The following is a 16,529-nucleotide window of genomic DNA, read 5'->3' as shown; positions in this document are numbered from 1 at the left end:
AGTCAGAGGGCGCGGCTCAGCGACAAGAGCCGTGCCCTTCGGCATGCCCGCACGTGCGCGGCTCAGCCCAGCAGCTCCCGGATCACCGGCACCAGCTCCCTGAACGCCTTCCCGCGGTGGCTGATCGCGTTCTTCTCGTCCGGGGTCAGTTCCGCGGCGGTGCGGGTGTGGCCGTCGGGCTGGAGGATGGGGTCGTAGCCGAAGCCGTTGGTGCCGGCGGGGGTGGGGCGGAGGGTGCCGGGCATGCGGCCTTCGACGACGCGTTCGGTGCCGTCGGGGAGGGCGAGGGCGGCGGCGCAGAAGAAGTGGGCGGCGCGGTGTTCGGGGGCGATGTCGGAGAGCTGGGCGAGGAGGAGGGCGAGGTTGGCGGCGTCGTCGCCGTGGGTGCCGGCCCAGCGGGCGGAGAAGATGCCGGGGGCGCCGCCGAGGACGTCGACGCAGAGGCCGGAGTCGTCGGCGATGGCGGGGAGTCCGGTGGCCTGGGCGAGGGCGTGGGCCTTGAGCAGGGCGTTCTCGGCGAAGGTGACGCCGGTTTCCTTGACGTCGGGGATCTCGGGGTAGGCGTCCGTGCCGACGAGGTCGTACGGGAGGTCCGCCGCGGCGAGGATGGCCCTGAGTTCGGTGATCTTCCCGGCGTTGCGGGTGGCGAGGACGATGCGGGTCATGCCCCGATTATCCGGGCCCGCGGATCAGGTGTTGTCCGGGGCCCGGATTCCGGGTGGTGTCAGGGGCTGCAGACCTTGCCCATCTCGGCGGCGGCGTCGGTGACCGGGGTGATGTCGGGGGTGGGGTCGCCGCCCTCGATGGACTTGCGGACGTTGTCGACGGCGGCGCCGAGGTCGTCGCCCGCCTTCTTCACATCGGCGTTGTCCGTCTTGTCGCCGAGCTCCTTGAGCTCCTTGTCGATGGAGTCGAGGGCCTCACGCGCCTTGGTGGGGTCCTCGGCGGCGCTGCCGACGGCCTCGGTGAGCTGGCCGACGCTGGTGGTCACGGCCTTGGCGGTGTCGACGCAGTCGAGGGCCTTGTCGATGGCGCTGCAACCGACGGTGATCGGCACGATCAGAGCGGCGGTGGCGAGCGTAAGAGCGAAACGGCGGCGCGCGGCCATGGAACTGGTCCCTCCCGGATGTGGATGTGCGCACGGTTCGATTCCGTGCGCACATGCCACTGACGACGCCCCTGGGGGCGTTTTTGGTTGCTTCTTTACCTGACCCGGCTTTACCCGGGTGGTCTTTCCTGCTCGTCGGCGGTGCCGGCGGTCGCCGGTTATCCGGCGGCGGCCTCGGTGCGGGCGAGGGCGTCGCGCTGGATGGCGGTCAGATCGGCGCAGCCGCCGGCGGCGAGGTCGAGGAGGGCGTTGAGTTCGGCGCGGTCGAAGGGCTCGGCCTCGGCGGTGCCCTGGACCTCGACGAAGCGGCCGTCGCCGGTGCAGACGACGTTCATGTCGGTGTCGGCGCGGACGTCTTCCTCGTAGCAGAGGTCGAGGAGGGGTGCGCCGTCGACGATGCCGACGGAGACGGCGGCGACGGTGCCGGTGAGGGGCTGTCGGCCGGCGCGGACGAGCTTGCGGTTCTGGGCCCAGGTGACGGCGTCGGCGAGGGCGACGTAGGCGCCGGTGATGGCGGCGGTGCGGGTGCCGCCGTCGGCCTGGAGGACGTCGCAGTCGAGGACGATGGTGTTCTCGCCGAGGGCCTTGTAGTCGATCACGGCGCGGAGTGAGCGGCCGATGAGGCGGCTGATCTCGTGGGTGCGGCCGCCGATCTTGCCGCGTACGGATTCGCGGTCGCCGCGGCTGTTGGTGGCGCGGGGGAGCATCGAGTACTCGGCGGTGACCCACCCTTCGCCGCTGCCCTTGCGCCAGCGCGGCACGCCTTCGGTGACGGAGGCGGTGCAGAAGACTTTGGTGTCGCCGAAGGAGATGAGGACGGAGCCCTCGGCGTGCTTGCTCCATCCGCGCTGGATGGTCACGGGGCGGAGCTGTTCGGGGGTGCGGCCGTCGATTCGAGACATGGCGTTGAGCCTATCGGCTGCGCGGAAGGGCCCGGCTCCATGGAGCCGGGCCCTCGCCGGGCGGCTGTCGCGGGCCTGTCTGTGGGCGGCGCGGTCAGTCCGGGTGACCTGTGGGGCCGGTGTGGTCTGTGCGGCTGGGGTGGCCGGTCGTCACATCATGTCTTCGATCTCGGCGGCGATCGGGTCGGCGTCGGTGCCGATGACGACCTGGATCGCGGTGCCCATCTTGACGACTCCGTGTGCGCCCGCGGCCTTGAGCGCGGCTTCGTCGACGAGGTCGGGGTTGGCGACTTCGGTGCGGAGTCGGGTGATGCAGCCCTCGATCTCCTCGATGTTGTCGACTCCGCCGAGCCCGGCGACGATCTTCTCTGCCTTGCTGGCCATGGTTCTCTCCCTGCGTTTCAAGCGGCGCCCGCATCGGGCGCTCGGCGCTCGTCGGCCCACCAGCGGTCCGCTTTTGTCACGGTAACGCACGGTTGGCCCATCTTCACGGGCGGGTAACCGTCATCTGTCGAATGATGACGATCACCGGCGTTCCCCGTCTCGGCCGCCGTCATGGCCCGGCGATGTATTGCAACTGGTCTACACCAATTTGGGACGCCTGCCAAACCTGGTCAGTCCGGGAGGACGCCGATGAGTTCAGGGAGTGCCGTCGCGGCACAGCCGTCCGCCTGGAACAAGCTGTTCCAGGGCTTGCAGAAGATGGGGCGGAGCCTTCAGCTCCCCATTGCCGTACTGCCCGCCGCGGGCATCCTCAACCGGCTGGGACAGCCCGATGTCTTCGGCCAGGACGGCCTGGGCTGGAACGATGTCGCCAAGGTCATGGCCGGCGCGGGCGGTGCGCTGCTCGACGCGAACATCGGGCTGCCGCTGCTGTTCTGCGTCGGTGTCGCGATCGGCATGGCGAAGAAGGCCGACGGCTCGACCGCGCTGGCGGCGGTCACCGGCTTCCTCGTCTACTACAACGTGCTGCTCCAGTTCCCCAAGGACTGCGAGGTCGGCGGCCAGGTGGTGGTCACCGGCTGCCAGGGGGCGGACGGCTCGGTCGCCCCCTTCACGTATCAGAACCCCGGGGTCTTCGGCGGCATCGTGATGGGTCTGCTGGCGGCGTACTTCTGGCAGCGCTACCACCGCACCAAGCTGGTCGACTGGCTCGGATTCTTCAACGGGCGGCGGCTGGTGCCGATCATCATGGCGTTCGTCGCGATCGCCTTCGCCGCGCTGTGCCTGTGGATCTGGCCGCCGATCGGCTCCGCCCTGGAGAGCTTCAGCGACTGGCTGGTCAGCCTGGGCGCATGGGGTTCGGGCATCTTCGGTGTCACCAACCGGGCGCTGCTGGTCATCGGGCTGCATCAGTTCCTCAATGTGCCGATCTGGTTCCAGCTCGGCAGTTACACCAAGCCGGACGGCACGGTGGTGCACGGCGACATCTCGATGTTCCTGGCCGGGGACCCGAACGCCGGGCAGTTCACCACCGGCTTCTTCCCGATCATGATGTTCGCGCTGCCCGCCGCCTGTCTCGCGATCACCCACTGCGCGCATCCGCACCGCCGCAAGGAGATCGGCGGGCTGATGCTGTCGGTCGGTCTGACCTCCTTTGTGACGGGCATCACCGAGCCGATCGAGTACTCCTTCCTCTTCGTGGCCCCGGCGCTCTACGCGGTCCACGCGGTGCTCACCGGTGTGTCGATGGCGGTGAGCTGGGCACTGGGGGTCAAGGACGGATTCAGCTTCTCGGCCGGACTGATCGACTATGTGATCAATTGGAGTCTCGCGACCAAGCCCTGGCTGATCATTCCGATCGGGCTCGGCTTCGCGGTCGTGTATTACGCGATCTTCCGGTTCGCGATCACCAAATTCGATCTTCCGGTGCCCGGGCGGGAGCCCGAGGAGATCGAGAAGGAGATCGAGCGGGACAACGTCAAATAGGCCTCCATCAAGGGGCTTTGAAAGGCCGAAGGGGCTCACCGGATCCGCGCGAGGGGACGGTGGACCCCTTCCGTTGTGCGTCCTTCTCTCTGCCGCGATGAAAGCCCGCAGGTCGAGTGCCGTTCAATTCCACAGGATCGTTGTCTAATCGGCCGCTATTCGCAGGTTCCTTATCTAAGTTTCACGTGCTACAAAGGTCTACACCACTCAGTGGTTTAGACCACGCGGCGGCGTGCCGCGTCCCCCTGAGACGCCGCCTCTTCTGCTTTTCTCCCCCGGCGGCGCCTTGGCCCCCTGGAGGATTGTGATGACCACGGCTGGCGCCGCCCCCGCGGCCGAGAAGAAGAAGGGCGCGGGCGTGATGGCTGTCATGCAGCGCATCGGCCGCAGCCTGATGCTGCCGGTGGCGGTGCTGCCCGCCGCCGCGCTCCTCGTCCGGCTCGGCAATGACGACATGCTCGGACGGGAGTCCTTCCCGGCCTTCGTCACCAAGTTCGCCGGATACATGCACGCGGGCGGCAACGCGCTGCTCGACAACATGCCGCTGCTCTTCGCCGTCGGCATCGCGATCGGCTTCGCGAAGAAGTCGGACGGCTCGACCGCGCTCGCCGCCGTCACCGGATACCTCGTCTTCAAGAACGTCCTCGCCACCTTCACCGACAAGAACCTGGCGCAGGTCGGCAAGGTCGTCGACGGCAAGATAGTGATGCAGGACGCCCCCGTGGACGCCAAGGTCCTCGGCGGTGTGGTCATGGGCCTCGTGGTCGCCCTGCTCTACCAGCGCTTCTACCGCACCAAGCTGCCCGACTGGGCCGGCTTCTTCGGCGGCCGGCGGCTCGTCCCGATCCTCTCCGCCTTCGCCGGTCTCTTCATCGGCATAGCCTTCGGCTTCATCTGGCCCGTCCTCGGCACCGGTCTGCACAACTTCGGCGAGTGGCTCGTCGGCTCCGGAGCGGTCGGCGCCGGAATCTTCGGCATGGCCAACCGCGCGCTCATCCCGGTCGGCATGCACCACCTGCTGAACTCCTTCCCCTGGCTCCAGGCCGGTTCCTACGAGGGCAAGAGCGGCGACATCGCCCGCTTCCTCGCCGGGGACCCGACCGCCGGACAGTTCATGACCGGCTTCTTCCCGATCATGATGTTCGCGCTGCCCGCCGCCTGTCTCGCGATCGTGCACTGCGCCCGGCCCGAGCGCCGCAAGATCGTCGGCGGCATGATGCTCTCCCTCGCCCTGACCTCCTTCGTCACCGGCGTCACCGAGCCCATCGAGTTCACCTTCATGTTCATCGCGCCGGTGCTCTACGCCGTCCACGCGGTCCTCACCGGGGTGTCGCTGGCGCTGACCTGGGCCCTCGGCATGAAGGACGGCTTCGGCTTCTCCGCCGGAGCGGTGGACTTCGTACTGAACCTCGGGATCGCGTCCAACCCGTGGGGGCTGGCGCTCGTGGGGTTGTGCTTCGCGGCCGTGTACTACGTGGTGTTCCGGTTCGCGATCACCAAATTCAATCTGCCGACGCCCGGGCGCGAGTCCGACGAGGAGCTGGCCGAGCTGCTCAAGGCGGAGGGGAAGTAGCCCCCTGTGCACAACGGCCCCGGTCCTGGTTCAGGATCGGGGCCGTTTCTCGTTCAGGCGTTCATGCGTTCAGACCGTGTACGTCACTCCTGTGGCCGCCAGCTCCGCCGGGCCCCCGTAGACCGCCCGGGCGTCCGCCAGATTGCGCTCCCCGTCCGTCCACGGCGGCACATGCGTCAACAGCAGCCGCCCCGCCCCCGCGCGCTCGGCGTGCGCGCCCGCCTCTCGGCCATTGAGGTGAAGATCCGGGACGGTCTCCTTCCCGTGGGTGAAGGACGCCTCGCAGAGGAAGAGATCCGCGCCGTCCGCCAGCTCGTGCAGCGCCTCGCAGACCCCCGTGTCCCCCGAGTACGTCAGCGTCCGGCCGCCGTGTTCCAGCCGGATGCCGTACGCCTCCACCGGGTGGGCCACCCGTTCCGTACGGACCGAGAACGGGCCGATCTCGAAGCTGCCCGGCTTCAGGGTGTGGAAGTCGAAGACCTCGCTCATCGAGGAGGGGGAAGGGGTGTCCGCGTACGCGGTGGTGAGGCGCTGCTCGGTGCCCTCGGGGCCGTAGACCGGGATCGCGTCGCAGCGGCCGCCGTCGTGGCGGTAGTAGCGGGCGACGAAATACCCGCACATGTCGATGCAGTGATCGGCGTGGAGGTGGCTGAGGAAGATGGCATCGAGGTCGTAGAGACCGATGTGACGCTGCAACTCGCCGAGGGCGCCATTGCCCATGTCGAGGAGCAGCCGGAAGCCGTCGGCCTCTACGAGGTAGCTCGAACAGGCCGATTCCGCGGACGGGAACGACCCCGAGCAGCCGACGACGGTGAGCTTCATGAAGCTTGGACCTCCGTGGACGGGGAGGAGGGCTGGGGGTGGGTCTGGGTGTGCGGTCCGTTGAGCGTAAAGCGCAAAACGAGGTGCCGCTCCTCCGGGGTGGGGCGTTGTGGGCGAACTCACCTGCGCTGTCACCGATTCGGAGGGCGCACAAAGGGGGGCACGCCTGCGGCGGGCCCCGGGGGAGGTCCACACCCGGTGCGGGTCGATACCTGGGGTCCGGGTCCGTGGCCGGGGGCCGGTGCCTGGGGTACGGGTCCGCTCCGGGCTCGGGTCCGGGACTGCTTTCCTCACCGCGCTCCGCGCGAGCTGCGCCGCTTTACGTCCCGGCCCCGATCCCTGCGCGTCCCCTCCACGTCAGAGCCATCCCCGCCGCGCTGGGCAAGAGCCTCAAAATCCAGCCTCGCTGGGGGTCCCTCCCAGGCGAAGCCCTGGGGGAGTTTGAGGCGCGGGGGCTTGGGGGCTGGCCCCCAACCAGGGCCCGCACCTGGCAAGAGCCTCAGAATCAAGCCCCGCTGGGGTCCCTCCCAGGCGAAGCCCTGGGGGGGAGATTGAGGACGGACCCCGTGCCCCAGGGGCCCTCACTGGGGCAGGGTCGTCAATCAGCAGGACGGCTGCCCTACGCGGGCCCCTCCTGGGCGGGGCCAGGGGCCCCGAAGGGTCAGGCCCAGAGTTGGCCCTGGAGGAGGGTGATGGCGGCTTCGGTGGTGGGGGCGGTGTAGACGCCGGTGGAGAGGTATTTCCAGCCGCCGTCGGCGACGACGAAGACGATGTCGGCGGACTCGCCCGCCGCCAGGGCCTTGCGGCCGACGCCGATCGCGGCGTGGAGCGCGGCCCCGGTGGAGACTCCGGCGAAGATCCCCTCCTGTTGGAGGAGCTCCCGGGTGCGGGTAACCGCGTCGGCGGAGCCGACGGAGAAGCGGGTGGTGAGGATGGAGGGGTCGTAGAGCTCGGGGACGAAGCCCTCGTCGAGGTTGCGGAGCCCGTACACGAGGTCGTCGTAGCGGGGCTCGGCGGCGACGATGCGGACGCCGGGGACGTGTTCGCGGAGGTAGCGGCCCACGCCCATCAGGGTGCCGGTGGTGCCGAGGCCGGCGACGAAGTGGGTGATGGAGGGGAGGTCGGTGAGGATCTCCGGGCCGGTGGTGGCGTAGTGCGCGCCCGCGTTGTCGGGGTTGCCGTACTGGTAGAGCATCACCCAGGAGGGGTTCTCGGCGGCGAGTTCCTTGGCGACGCGTACAGCGGTGTTGGAGCCGCCGGCCGCCGGGGAGGGGATGATCTCCGCGCCCCACATGGCCAGCAGCTGCCTGCGCTCCTCGCTGGTGTTCTCCGGCATCACGCAGACGATGCGGTAGCCCTTGAGCTTGGCCGCCATCGCCAGTGAGATGCCGGTGTTGCCGGAAGTCGGCTCCAGGATGGTGCAGCCGGGGGTGAGGCGGCCGTCCTTCTCCGCCTGTTCCACCATGTGGAGGGCGGGGCGGTCCTTGATGGAGCCGGTCGGGTTGCGGTCCTCCAGCTTGGCCCAGATGCGGACGTCGTCCGAGGGGGAGAGCCGGGGGAGGCGGACCAGCGGGGTGTTGCCGACCGCGGCGAGCGGGGAGTCGTAACGCATCAGTACATGCCGCCGGCGACCGCCGGGAGGATGGTGACGACGTCGCCGTCGGAGAGCTTGGTGGTGATGCCGTCCAGGAAGCGGACGTCCTCGTCGTTGAGGTAGACGTTGATGAAGCGGCGGAGCTGGCCCTCCTCCACGATGCGCTCCTGGATGCCGCTGTGGCGGGTCTCCAGGTCGGTGAAGAGGTCGGCGAGGGTGTCGCCGCTGCCGGGTACGGCCTTCGCGCCGTCGGTGTAGGTGCGCAGGATGGTGGGGATGCGGACGTCGATGGCCATGGCGTGGGGCTCCAGTCGTCAGGACGGTAGGGCGAGAGCGGAAGAGCTGGGGAACGGCGGTCGAGAGGCTCGGTGGCCGGAAAGCGGTGGGGCTTTCGGTGCTCAGGGACACATCGCGCCGGCGACGCGGCACAGGTCGACATGGAGCCGTGCGACGAGCAGCACTGAGCCGCCTCGCGCCTTGTCGCTCATGTCGTGGAGAACCATGCGGTCATCGTATCGATTCCCGGTCCGGGATCCGGAATGTGATCTCGGATGCCGGACGGAAACCGTTCACTATGCGGGCGGGAGATAGGTGATCGTGGGGGCTCCGGTGGTCGGATGGACCGCGATCTCGGCCTTGACGCGGTAGACCTCGGCGAGCAGTTCGGGGGTCAGGACCTCGTGGGGCGTGCCGGATGCGACGAGCCGTCCGGCCTTGAGGACATGGATCCGGTCGCAGTAGTAGGCGGCGAGGTTGAGGTCGTGGAGGGCCAGCAGGCTGGTGGTGCCGAGGGTGCGGATCAGGCCGAGGATCTCCAGTTGGTAGCGGATGTCGAGATGGTTGGTGGGTTCGTCGAGGACGAGCAGCGCGGGCCGTTGGACCAGGGCGCGGGCGACGAGGGCGCGCTGGCGTTCGCCGCCGGAGAGGGAGGGGAAGGCTCGGTCGGCGAGGTCGGTGATGCGGAGCCGGTGGAGGGCGTCGTCGACGACGGAGGCGTCGTTCGCGGTGTCCTGTTCCCAGAAGCGTTTGTGCGGGGCGCGTCCCATGGCGACGATCTCGCGGACGGTCAGTTCGAATTCGCCGGGGCTGTCCTGGGGGACGCTGGCCACGCGCCGGGCGCGGGCCTTGGGTCCGAGTGCGGTGAGTTCGTCGCCGTCGAGGTGAATGCTTCCGGCGCTGGGGCGGAGTGTGCCGTAGACGCAGCGCAGCAGGGTGGTCTTGCCGCTGCCGTTGGGGCCGACGAGGCCGACGGTCTCGCCCGGGCGGGCGTCGAGGGCGATGCCGTGCAGGAGGGTGCGGCCGTCGGTCTCGTAGGTGATTCCGGTGAGGGTGAGGGAGGCGGTCACAGGACGGCTCCTTGTGCGTTGCGGGAGCGCATCAGCCAGAGGAAGAGCGGGCCGCCGATGAGGGCGGTGAGCACTCCGACGGGGATGTCCTGCGGTGAGGCGACGGTGCGGGCGGCGAGGTCGGCGACGACGAGGGCGAGGGCGCCGCCGAGGGCGGAGACCGGCAGGAGGGCGCGGTGGGTCGCGCCGACGAGGAGCCGGGCGGCGTGGGGGACCATCAGTCCGATGAAGCCGACGGCGCCGCTGGCGGAGACCAGGACGGCGGTGACCAGGGAGACGAGGATGAAGACGGCGGCCCGGAAGCGGGAGACGTCGAGTCCGAGGACGGTGGCTCCTTCTTCTCCGACGAGCAGCAGGTCGAGGGGGCGGGCGAGGGCGAGGAGCAGGGGCAGGGCGGCGGCGAGGACGAGGCCGGGGATCCAGAGGGCGTCCCAGCGGGCGCTGCCGAGGCCGCCGAGTGACCAGTAGAGCGCTTCGCGGAAGTGTTCGGGTCGGGCGGAGGAGACGAGGACGAGGGTGGTGAGGGCGGTGAGGATGTACGAGACGGTCACCCCCGCGAGGACGAGCCGGGTGCCGGTCATGGAGCCGCCGCGGCGGGCCAGTCCGTAGACGAGGACGGTCGCGGCGAGCGCTCCGGCGAACGCGCCGATGGGCATGGCGACGGCGGTGGTGGCGCCGATGCCGAGGGTGAGGACGACGACGGCTCCGGTGGAGGCTCCGGAGGAGATCCCGAGGAGGAAGGGGTCGGCGAGCCGGTTGCGCACCAGGGCCTGGAGGACGGTGCCGCAGACGGCGAGCCCCGCGCCGACGAGGACGCCGAGCAGGACGCGGGGCAGTCGTACGTCCATGACGATGGTGCGGAACGGGCTGGGTGCCGCGCCGGGGAGGAGCGCGTCGATCACCTGTCCCGGCGGGATGCGTACGGAGCCGAGGCTGAGGCCCGCGACCACCGCGAGGGCGAGGGCCGCCGTGAGGGCGGTGAGGACGGCCCCGTACCGCAGCCGGGAGGCGGCTGCGGTGGAGGGGCGGGCTCCGGTCCGGCGGGCGGGCACGGGGGCGGGTTCCGTGCCGGGCACGGAGGCGGGTTCCGTGCCGGGCACGGAGGCGGGTTCCGTGCCGGGCGCGGGGGTCGGCTGGGTGGCGGGCTTCACAGCGGCGGGCCTCACTCGGAGAACTGCGAGGCCAGCTTGGTGATGGCTTCGGGTGCGCGTACTCCGAGGACCGCGTCGGAGAGCGGGAGTACGGCGAACTTCTTGTTCTTGACGGCGGGGACGTCGCGGAGCACCGGGTCGTCCAGCAGGCGCTTCTTCTTCTGTTCGACGGTGGTGGCGCCGTAGTCGAGGATGACGATGATCTCCGGCTTGCCGGCGACGACCTGCTCCCAGGTGGCGTCGCCGAAGGCCTTGCCGATGCCCGCGAAGACATTGCGGCCGCCGGCCCGGGTGATCAGTTCGTTGCCGATGCCGGTGCCGCCGACGGTCTGGGCGGTCTTGTCGCCGCTGTCGTAGACGAAGACGGGCTTGGGCTCGCGGCCCTTGAACCGCTCCTCGGTCTTCTTGACGGTGGCGCGCGCCTCGGTGATCCACTTCTGGGCGCGGTCGCCGGCGCCGAAGGTGCGGCCGATCTCGTCGATCTCGCGGTAGACCTCGTCGAGGGTGGTCCTGCCCTTGGCGCAGTATTCGATGTTGAGCCGGGAGTCGATGCCGGACTTCTTCAGCTCGTCGCGGGTGCGGCCGTCCTTGGCGTCGAAGGCGCTGGCGTATCCGCCGTAGACGAAGTCGGGGTTGGCGGCGAGGAGCTTCTCCTTGGAGGGGTACTCCTTGGCGAGTACGGGGATGGCGTCGTACGTCTTCCGGTGGCGCGGCAGGACCTGGTCGTCGAGGTAGGCGGTGCCGGTGAGGGACTTCTCCAGGCCGAGTTCGAGCATGATCTCGGTGACGTGCTGGTTCATGGTGACGGCCCGTTCGGGGGCCTTCTGGTACGTCGTCTTCACACCGCAGTTGTCGACGGTGTAGGGGAAGGCTCCGCCGGTGTCGGCGGCCTTGGTGTCGGCGGGCTTCTTCTCCGTGTCGGCGGCGCAGGCGGCGAGCGGGAGCAGCAGGGCGGCGGCTATGAGCGCGCGGGTGGAGCGGTGTGCGGAGCGGTGTGCGGAGCGGTGTGCGGACATGACGGGGTACGGCCTCCTCCGGGGATTTCCACGTCCCCTTGGTGTTGGGAGAAGGGCGGCAGGTCAGTTCCTGGCTGCCAAGCCGGGGGGCTTGGTCACAGTGGCGGGACCGCGCCGGATTCGCACCGGCTTCCTGGGTCCTGCCGCCCGTTTTCAGACATGTCGAGTCGGAACTCGGTCAGCGCTCAGTATGCATCCACGACCTTGATGTCTTCTTCGGTGATCTCGCCGTCCACGATGCGGAAGGAGCGGAATTGGAAGGGTCCGGCGGCGTCGGTGTCGGCGGTGGAGACCAGTACGTAGTGCGCGGCGGGTTCGTTCGCGTAGGAGATGTCCGTTCGCGAGGGGTATGCCTCGGTGGCGGTGTGCGAGTGGTAGATGATCACCGGCACTTCGTCGTTGTCGTCCATCTCACGGTAGAGCTTGAGCAGATCCGCGGAGTCGAACTCGTAGAACGTGGGCGAGCGGGCGGCGTTCAGCATGGGGATGAAGCGCTCGGGGCGGCCGCTGTCCTCGGGGCCGGCGACCACGCCGCACGCCTCGTCGGGGTGGTCGGCGCGGGCGTGCGCCACGATCTGGTCGAAGAGAGCCTGGGTCAGGGTCAGCATGGCGATCAGGATAAGCAGACGGGCGAACGGGCGGGCCCGTACCGCTGTCGGTACGGGCCCGCCCGTTCGTTCGCCGCCGCCGGCGGGGCGGCGGTCAGCGCTTGAGGAAGGCCGCGCCCTGGGGGTTGCGGCGCTTGAGGAGCAGATAGGACACGCCGAGGATCAGCGCCCAGAACGGGGCGACGTAGAGGGAGATCCTGGCGTCCTTGTCGATGCCCATGAGCACGATGACCATGCCGATGAAGGCGAGCGCGAACCAGCTGGTGTAGGGCGCGCCGGGGGCCTTGAAGGTGGACTGCGGGAGTTCGCCGCGGTCGGCCTTGGCGCGGTAGCGGATCTGGCTGACCAGGATCATGATCCAGGCCCACATGCCGGAGATGGTGGCGAAGGAGACGATCTTGTTGAAGGCCTCGCCGGGCCACTGGTAGTTGATCCAGACGCCGATCATCATCAGGCCCGCGGAGAAGGTGGTGCCGATCAGCGGGGTGCCGTTCTTGGTGAGCCGGGTGAAGAACTTCGGGCCCTGGCTGTTGAGCGCGAGGTCGCGCAGCATCCGGCCGGTGGAGTACATGCCGGAGTTGCAGGAGGAGAGGGCGGCGGTGAGGACGACGAAGTTCACGATGGCCGCGCCGGTCTGGAGGCCCATCTCGTCGAAGGCGGCGACGAAGGGGGAGACGCCGGGCTTGAAGTTGGTCCAGGAGACCACCGACAGGATCATGATCAGCGCGCCGATGTAGAAGACGGCGATGCGCCACGGCACGGTGTTGATGGCCTTGGGGAGGGTCTTCTCGGGGTCCTTGGACTCGCCCGCGGTGACGCCGACCAGTTCGACCGCGAGGAAGGCGAACATCACGATCTGGAGGGTCATCAGCGTGCCGCCGATGCCCTTGGGGAAGAAGCCGCCGTCGTCCCAGAGGAGGGAGACGGACGCGGTGTCGCCCGCGTCGGAGAAGCCGAGGGTGAGGATGCCGAGGCAGATCAGGATCATGCCGATGATGGCGGTGACCTTGACCATGGAGAACCAGAACTCCAGCTCGCCGAAGAGCTTCACGGAGATCAGGTTCGCGCCGTAGAGGATGATCGTGAAGACCAGTGCGGAGATCCACTGGGGGACGTCGAACCAGTACGTCATATAGCTGGCCGCGGCGGTGACCTCGGTCATTCCGGTGACGACCCAGAAGAGCCAGTAGGTCCAGCCGGTGGCGTAGCCCGCGAAGGGGCTGATGAACTCGCGTGCGTACTCGGAGAAGGAGCCCGCGACCGGGCGGTACATCAGCAGTTCGCCGAGGGCGCGCATGATGAAGAAGATGACCACGCCGGCGATGGCGTAGGCCAGGATGAGGCTGGGTCCGGCCTTGGAGATGCCCTTGCCCGCGCCGAGGAAGAGACCGGTGCCGATCGCTCCGCCGATCGCGATCATCTGTATCTGGCGGGCGCCCAGGCTGCGGTGGTAGCCCTGGTCCGCGCCCGGTCCGCCCGCGGTCTCCGCGGCGGTGGCGGTGGCGGTGCCGGTGAGCCCCGCGACACCCTTGCCGTCGTGCCCGTCATCTTTGCCGACCTGCACTGAGGTCATGTTGGTGCGCCCTTTCTCCATGCGGATCCGCTCCCGCCGCCATTGGCGCGCGGACGCGGATCAGGTCCTGATCCCCCCGGATACGGATGGAGTGCTACCGGCGATCCGCCGGCTCAAGCGCCCCCAGGGGCATGGGTGGCGCCCCTGGCGGTCGTGAAGATTTATCACGGTCGACACGGAGATCATTGAGGAAGAGTGTGACGCAGACCACCGCCAGAGACGGACATATGTCCCCCGACACGACAAAGCGTTCGGGTGCGGTGATGTGATCGTTATCCGGATTTGAGCGTCCGCTGAGCGTTCACCGGGGGGTCGGTACGGGGGTGGCGCGGGGGCGCGCCGACGGGCCCCGGCGGGGCGGGCCGCCGGGGGCCGTGAAGGGGGTGTGAAGGGGCCGCGCAGGGGGCCGCGGGGAGGGCGGGTGGAGCCGGGTCAGGGCATCAGGGTTTCGACGAGGGTCTCCTGAAGCACCCCGAGCCAGAGGTAGGCCATCACCATCGGCTTGCGCGGATCGGAGTCCGGCAGCCGGTAGAGCCCCGCGCCCTCGTCCTCGTCGGTGACCTCCAGACGGGTGCCGATGGTCAGCCTGAGGTCGTTCAGCGAGCGCAGCCAGGGCACGGAGTCGGGCGCGGTCAGCTTCAGCACCGCGCCGCCCTCGCCGTCCACGGTGAGTGAATCGAGGGCGCGGACCACCGCCATCGCGTCCTCGCGCTTGTGGGTGCGCAGATCGTTCTCGGTGAAGCGGCGGAATTCGGAGGAGGCCTCCTGAAGCTCGTCGTCGGGCTTCCCGGCGGCGGGGTCGACATAGGCGTCGGGGAAGAGCCGGGCCAGCGCGGGGTCGGCGGGCGGCTCGCTCGGGCCCTCGGCGAAGAGGGCGGCGAGGGGGTCCTCGCCCTCGACGGGCGTCTCGCCGGGCCCGATCAGTTCGAGGAGCTGCACGGCGAGCGAGCGCAGGATCGAGATCTCGACCTCGTCCAGCGCGATGGCCGCGCCGCCGCCGGGGACCGGCTCGAAGTGTCCCGGCATCAGTTGCGGTCCTGGGAGAGGGTCGCCCACAGTCCGTATCCGTGCATCGCCTGGACGTCGCGCTCCATCTCCTCGCGACTGCCGCTGGAGACGACGGCGCGCCCCTTCTGGTGGACGTCGAGCATCAGTTTGCGCGCCTTGTCCTTGGAGTAACCGAAGTACGCCTGGAAGACGTAGGTCACATAGCTCATCAGATTCACCGGATCGTTGTGGACGAGCGTCACCCACGGCACGTCGGGCTCGGGAACGGCGAAGGTCTCCTCCGCCGACTCAGGACGTTCGATCTCTGTGGGAGCAACACTCACCTGGTCCATGCTGCCACTCAGGGGGGCTCGGCGCATAAACGGCCACCCACATCTCGTCACTTTGACGAGATGTGGGGTAGCATCCGGGCCATGGCTGGATCGCCCGTGCTCGAAGGGCGACCGAGACGAAAGCGCGAGGCTGAGTGCCGTGAACACCGCTGATCTGGGACTGCCGGTGGACGTCCCCTCGACCGCCCTCTTCACCGACCAGTACGAGTTCACGATGGTCCAGGCGGCCCTGCGGGCGGGCACCGCGGGCCGCCGCTCGGTCTTCGAGGTCTTCACCCGCAGGCTCCCCGAGGGACGGCGGTACGGCGTCGTCGCGGGCACCGGCCGGGTGCTGGACGCCGTGGAGAACTTCCGCTTCGACGCGGATGTGATCGGCTTCCTGCGCGAGCGCGGGATCGTGGACGAGCCCACCCTGAAGTGGCTCTCCTCCTACCGCTTCAGCGGCGACATCTGGGGCTATCCGGAGGGCGAGGTCTACTTCCCCGGCTCCCCGCTGCTGCGGGTCGAGGGCTCCTTCGCCGAGTGCGTGCTGCTGGAGACGGTGATCCTGTCGATCCTCAACCACGACTCGGCGATCGCCGCCGCCGCCTCCCGGATGTCCTCGGCGGCCGGCGGCCGGCGGCTGATCGAGATGGGCGCGCGGCGCACCCACGAGCTGTCCGCGGTGGCCTCCGCCCGGGCTGCCTATGTCGGCGGCTTCGACTCCACCTCCGATCTCGCGGCGGGCTTCCGCTACGGGATCCCGACGGTGGGCACCAGCGCGCACGCCTTCACCCTGCTGCACGACAGCGAGCGGGACGCCTTCCGCGCCCAGGTCGACTCGCTCGGGCGCGGCACCACCCTGCTGGTCGACACCTACGACGTGGCCGAGGCCGTCCGTACCGCCGTGGAGATCGCCGGGCCGGGTCTCGGGGCGGTCCGGATCGACTCCGGCGATCTGCTGCTGGTCGCGCACCGGGTGCGCCAGCAGCTCGACGAGCTGGGCGCGCGGGACACCAGGATCGTCGTCACCTCCGACCTGGACGAGTACGCCATCGCCTCGCTGGCCGCCGCGCCGGTGGACGCGTACGGGGTCGGCACCCAGCTGGTCACCGGCAGCGGGCACCCCACCTGCTCGATGGTGTACAAGCTGGTCGCCCGCGCCCGCTCGGCGGAGCCCGGGGCCCCGCTGGAGCCGGTGGCGAAGAAGTCCCTCGGCGCGAAGTACTCCCTCGGCGGCCGCAAGTGGGCCGCCCGGCGGCTGGACGCGGAGTCGGTCGCGGAGGCCGAGGTCGTGGGCACCGGGCCGGTGCCCACGGAGCTGGCGGCGCGACAGCTGCTGGTGGAGCTGGTCAGGGACGGCAAGGTGGTGGCGCGGGAGTCGCTGGACACGGCGCGCGAGCGGCACATCGCCGCGCGGGCGGCGCTGCCGATGTCGGCCGTCCAGCTCTCCCGGGGGGAGCCGGTCCTGCCGACGGAGTATGTGTGAGACGGGCGGGCGCGGCAAGGCTTCCCCCTGTGACGCGCCCGCTCTCCGCTGCCATGCTCATGAAAAGGCTCCCGTGCGGTATTACTGAGGCACGGAGAG

At 69.5% G+C, this 16,529-nt stretch carries 18 protein-coding genes and 1 riboswitch; of the genes, 3 read left to right on the top strand and 15 right to left on the bottom strand.

Going from position 1 to position 16,529, the window contains the following annotated elements; translation table 11 throughout:
- Window positions 1-62: 62 nt before the first annotated feature.
- The 4 genes from rdgB to IE247_RS26180 form a co-directional block, all read right to left on the bottom strand.
- Window positions 63-665, bottom strand: a complete 603-nt coding sequence (gene rdgB / locus IE247_RS26195; protein WP_190125749.1) for an RdgB/HAM1 family non-canonical purine NTP pyrophosphatase — start codon at window positions 663-665, stop codon at window positions 63-65.
- Between the two features lie 59 nt (window positions 666-724).
- Window positions 725-1,108 (bottom strand): DUF8711 family protein, encoded by a 384-nt coding sequence (locus IE247_RS26190; protein WP_190125748.1) that lies wholly within the window; start codon window positions 1,106-1,108, stop codon window positions 725-727.
- A 158-nt stretch (window positions 1,109-1,266) separates the two neighbouring features.
- Window positions 1,267-2,010 (bottom strand): ribonuclease PH, encoded by a 744-nt coding sequence (rph, locus tag IE247_RS26185; protein WP_190125747.1) that lies wholly within the window; start codon window positions 2,008-2,010, stop codon window positions 1,267-1,269.
- Window positions 2,011-2,160: 150 nt separating this feature from the next.
- Window positions 2,161-2,394, bottom strand: coding sequence for a PTS sugar transporter subunit IIB (locus IE247_RS26180; RefSeq protein ID WP_190125746.1), 234 nt, complete (start codon window positions 2,392-2,394; stop codon window positions 2,161-2,163).
- Between the two features lie 249 nt (window positions 2,395-2,643).
- Here IE247_RS26180 and IE247_RS26175 point away from each other — a divergent pair, with 249 nt between their 5' ends.
- Complete coding sequence (locus tag IE247_RS26175; RefSeq protein ID WP_190125745.1) at window positions 2,644-3,939, top strand: PTS transporter subunit EIIC; 1,296 nt, start codon at window positions 2,644-2,646, stop codon at window positions 3,937-3,939.
- Window positions 3,940-4,246: 307 nt separating this feature from the next.
- Entirely contained in the window at window positions 4,247-5,512 is a 1,266-nt protein-coding gene (locus IE247_RS26170) for a PTS transporter subunit EIIC (RefSeq protein ID WP_190125744.1), read from the top strand.
- A gap of 69 nt (window positions 5,513-5,581) precedes the next feature.
- On the opposite strand, the gene IE247_RS26165 is transcribed toward IE247_RS26170, so the two are convergent.
- The 11 genes from IE247_RS26165 to clpS all read right to left on the bottom strand — a co-directional run bounded on the left by IE247_RS26165 (window position 5,582) and on the right by clpS (window position 14,962).
- Complete coding sequence (locus IE247_RS26165; RefSeq protein ID WP_190125743.1) at window positions 5,582-6,334, bottom strand: MBL fold metallo-hydrolase; 753 nt, start codon at window positions 6,332-6,334, stop codon at window positions 5,582-5,584.
- Window positions 6,335-6,995: 661 nt separating this feature from the next.
- The gene (locus IE247_RS26160) at window positions 6,996-7,946 is read right to left on the bottom strand and encodes a PLP-dependent cysteine synthase family protein (RefSeq protein WP_190125742.1); all 951 of its coding nucleotides are present in this window, start codon (window positions 7,944-7,946) and stop codon (window positions 6,996-6,998) included.
- A complete protein-coding gene (locus IE247_RS26155; RefSeq protein ID WP_190125741.1) occupies window positions 7,946-8,224 on the bottom strand; it encodes a MoaD/ThiS family protein in 279 nt (92 codons plus the stop codon). Before IE247_RS26155 ends, IE247_RS26160 begins: the two co-directional genes overlap by 1 nt.
- Before the next feature lie 102 nt (window positions 8,225-8,326).
- Window positions 8,327-8,431, bottom strand: a complete 105-nt coding sequence (locus IE247_RS35075; protein ID WP_344473934.1) for a putative leader peptide — start codon at window positions 8,429-8,431, stop codon at window positions 8,327-8,329.
- A gap of 69 nt (window positions 8,432-8,500) precedes the next feature.
- Window positions 8,501-9,274 carry an ABC transporter ATP-binding protein gene (locus IE247_RS26150; RefSeq protein ID WP_190125740.1) on the bottom strand — a complete coding sequence of 258 codons (774 nt, stop codon included), beginning with the start codon at window positions 9,272-9,274 and terminating at the stop codon, window positions 8,501-8,503.
- Entirely contained in the window at window positions 9,271-10,326 is a 1,056-nt protein-coding gene (locus tag IE247_RS26145) for a FecCD family ABC transporter permease (protein WP_190125788.1), read from the bottom strand. The genes IE247_RS26150 and IE247_RS26145 overlap by 4 nt, the downstream gene beginning before the upstream one ends.
- Before the next feature lie 110 nt (window positions 10,327-10,436).
- Entirely contained in the window at window positions 10,437-11,441 is a 1,005-nt protein-coding gene (locus IE247_RS26140; protein ID WP_190125739.1) for an ABC transporter substrate-binding protein, read from the bottom strand.
- A 44-nt stretch (window positions 11,442-11,485) separates the two neighbouring features.
- Window positions 11,486-11,600, bottom strand: a riboswitch (cobalamin riboswitch).
- Window positions 11,601-11,626: 26 nt separating this feature from the next.
- Window positions 11,627-12,049 carry a M67 family metallopeptidase gene (locus tag IE247_RS26135; RefSeq protein WP_190125738.1) on the bottom strand — a complete coding sequence of 141 codons (423 nt, stop codon included), beginning with the start codon at window positions 12,047-12,049 and terminating at the stop codon, window positions 11,627-11,629.
- A gap of 94 nt (window positions 12,050-12,143) precedes the next feature.
- Window positions 12,144-13,622, bottom strand: coding sequence for an amino acid permease (locus IE247_RS26130; protein WP_229869357.1), 1,479 nt, complete (start codon window positions 13,620-13,622; stop codon window positions 12,144-12,146).
- A 432-nt stretch (window positions 13,623-14,054) separates the two neighbouring features.
- Window positions 14,055-14,648, bottom strand: a complete 594-nt coding sequence (locus IE247_RS26125; protein WP_190125736.1) for a DUF2017 domain-containing protein — start codon at window positions 14,646-14,648, stop codon at window positions 14,055-14,057.
- Window positions 14,648-14,962, bottom strand: coding sequence for an ATP-dependent Clp protease adapter ClpS (gene clpS, locus IE247_RS26120; protein ID WP_190125735.1), 315 nt, complete (start codon window positions 14,960-14,962; stop codon window positions 14,648-14,650). The genes IE247_RS26125 and clpS overlap by 1 nt, the downstream gene beginning before the upstream one ends.
- Window positions 14,963-15,101: 139 nt before the next feature.
- On the opposite strand from clpS, the gene IE247_RS26115 reads away from it, so the two are divergent.
- Window positions 15,102-16,430 carry a nicotinate phosphoribosyltransferase gene (locus IE247_RS26115; RefSeq protein ID WP_190125734.1) on the top strand — a complete coding sequence of 443 codons (1,329 nt, stop codon included), beginning with the start codon at window positions 15,102-15,104 and terminating at the stop codon, window positions 16,428-16,430.
- The last annotated feature ends 99 nt before the right edge of the window (window positions 16,431-16,529 follow it).

Source organism: Streptomyces inusitatus, from assembly GCF_014651115.1.
Classification (GTDB): domain Bacteria; phylum Actinomycetota; class Actinomycetes; order Streptomycetales; family Streptomycetaceae; genus Streptomyces; species Streptomyces amakusaensis.
This window is presented reverse-complemented; position numbering and strand designations above follow the sequence as displayed.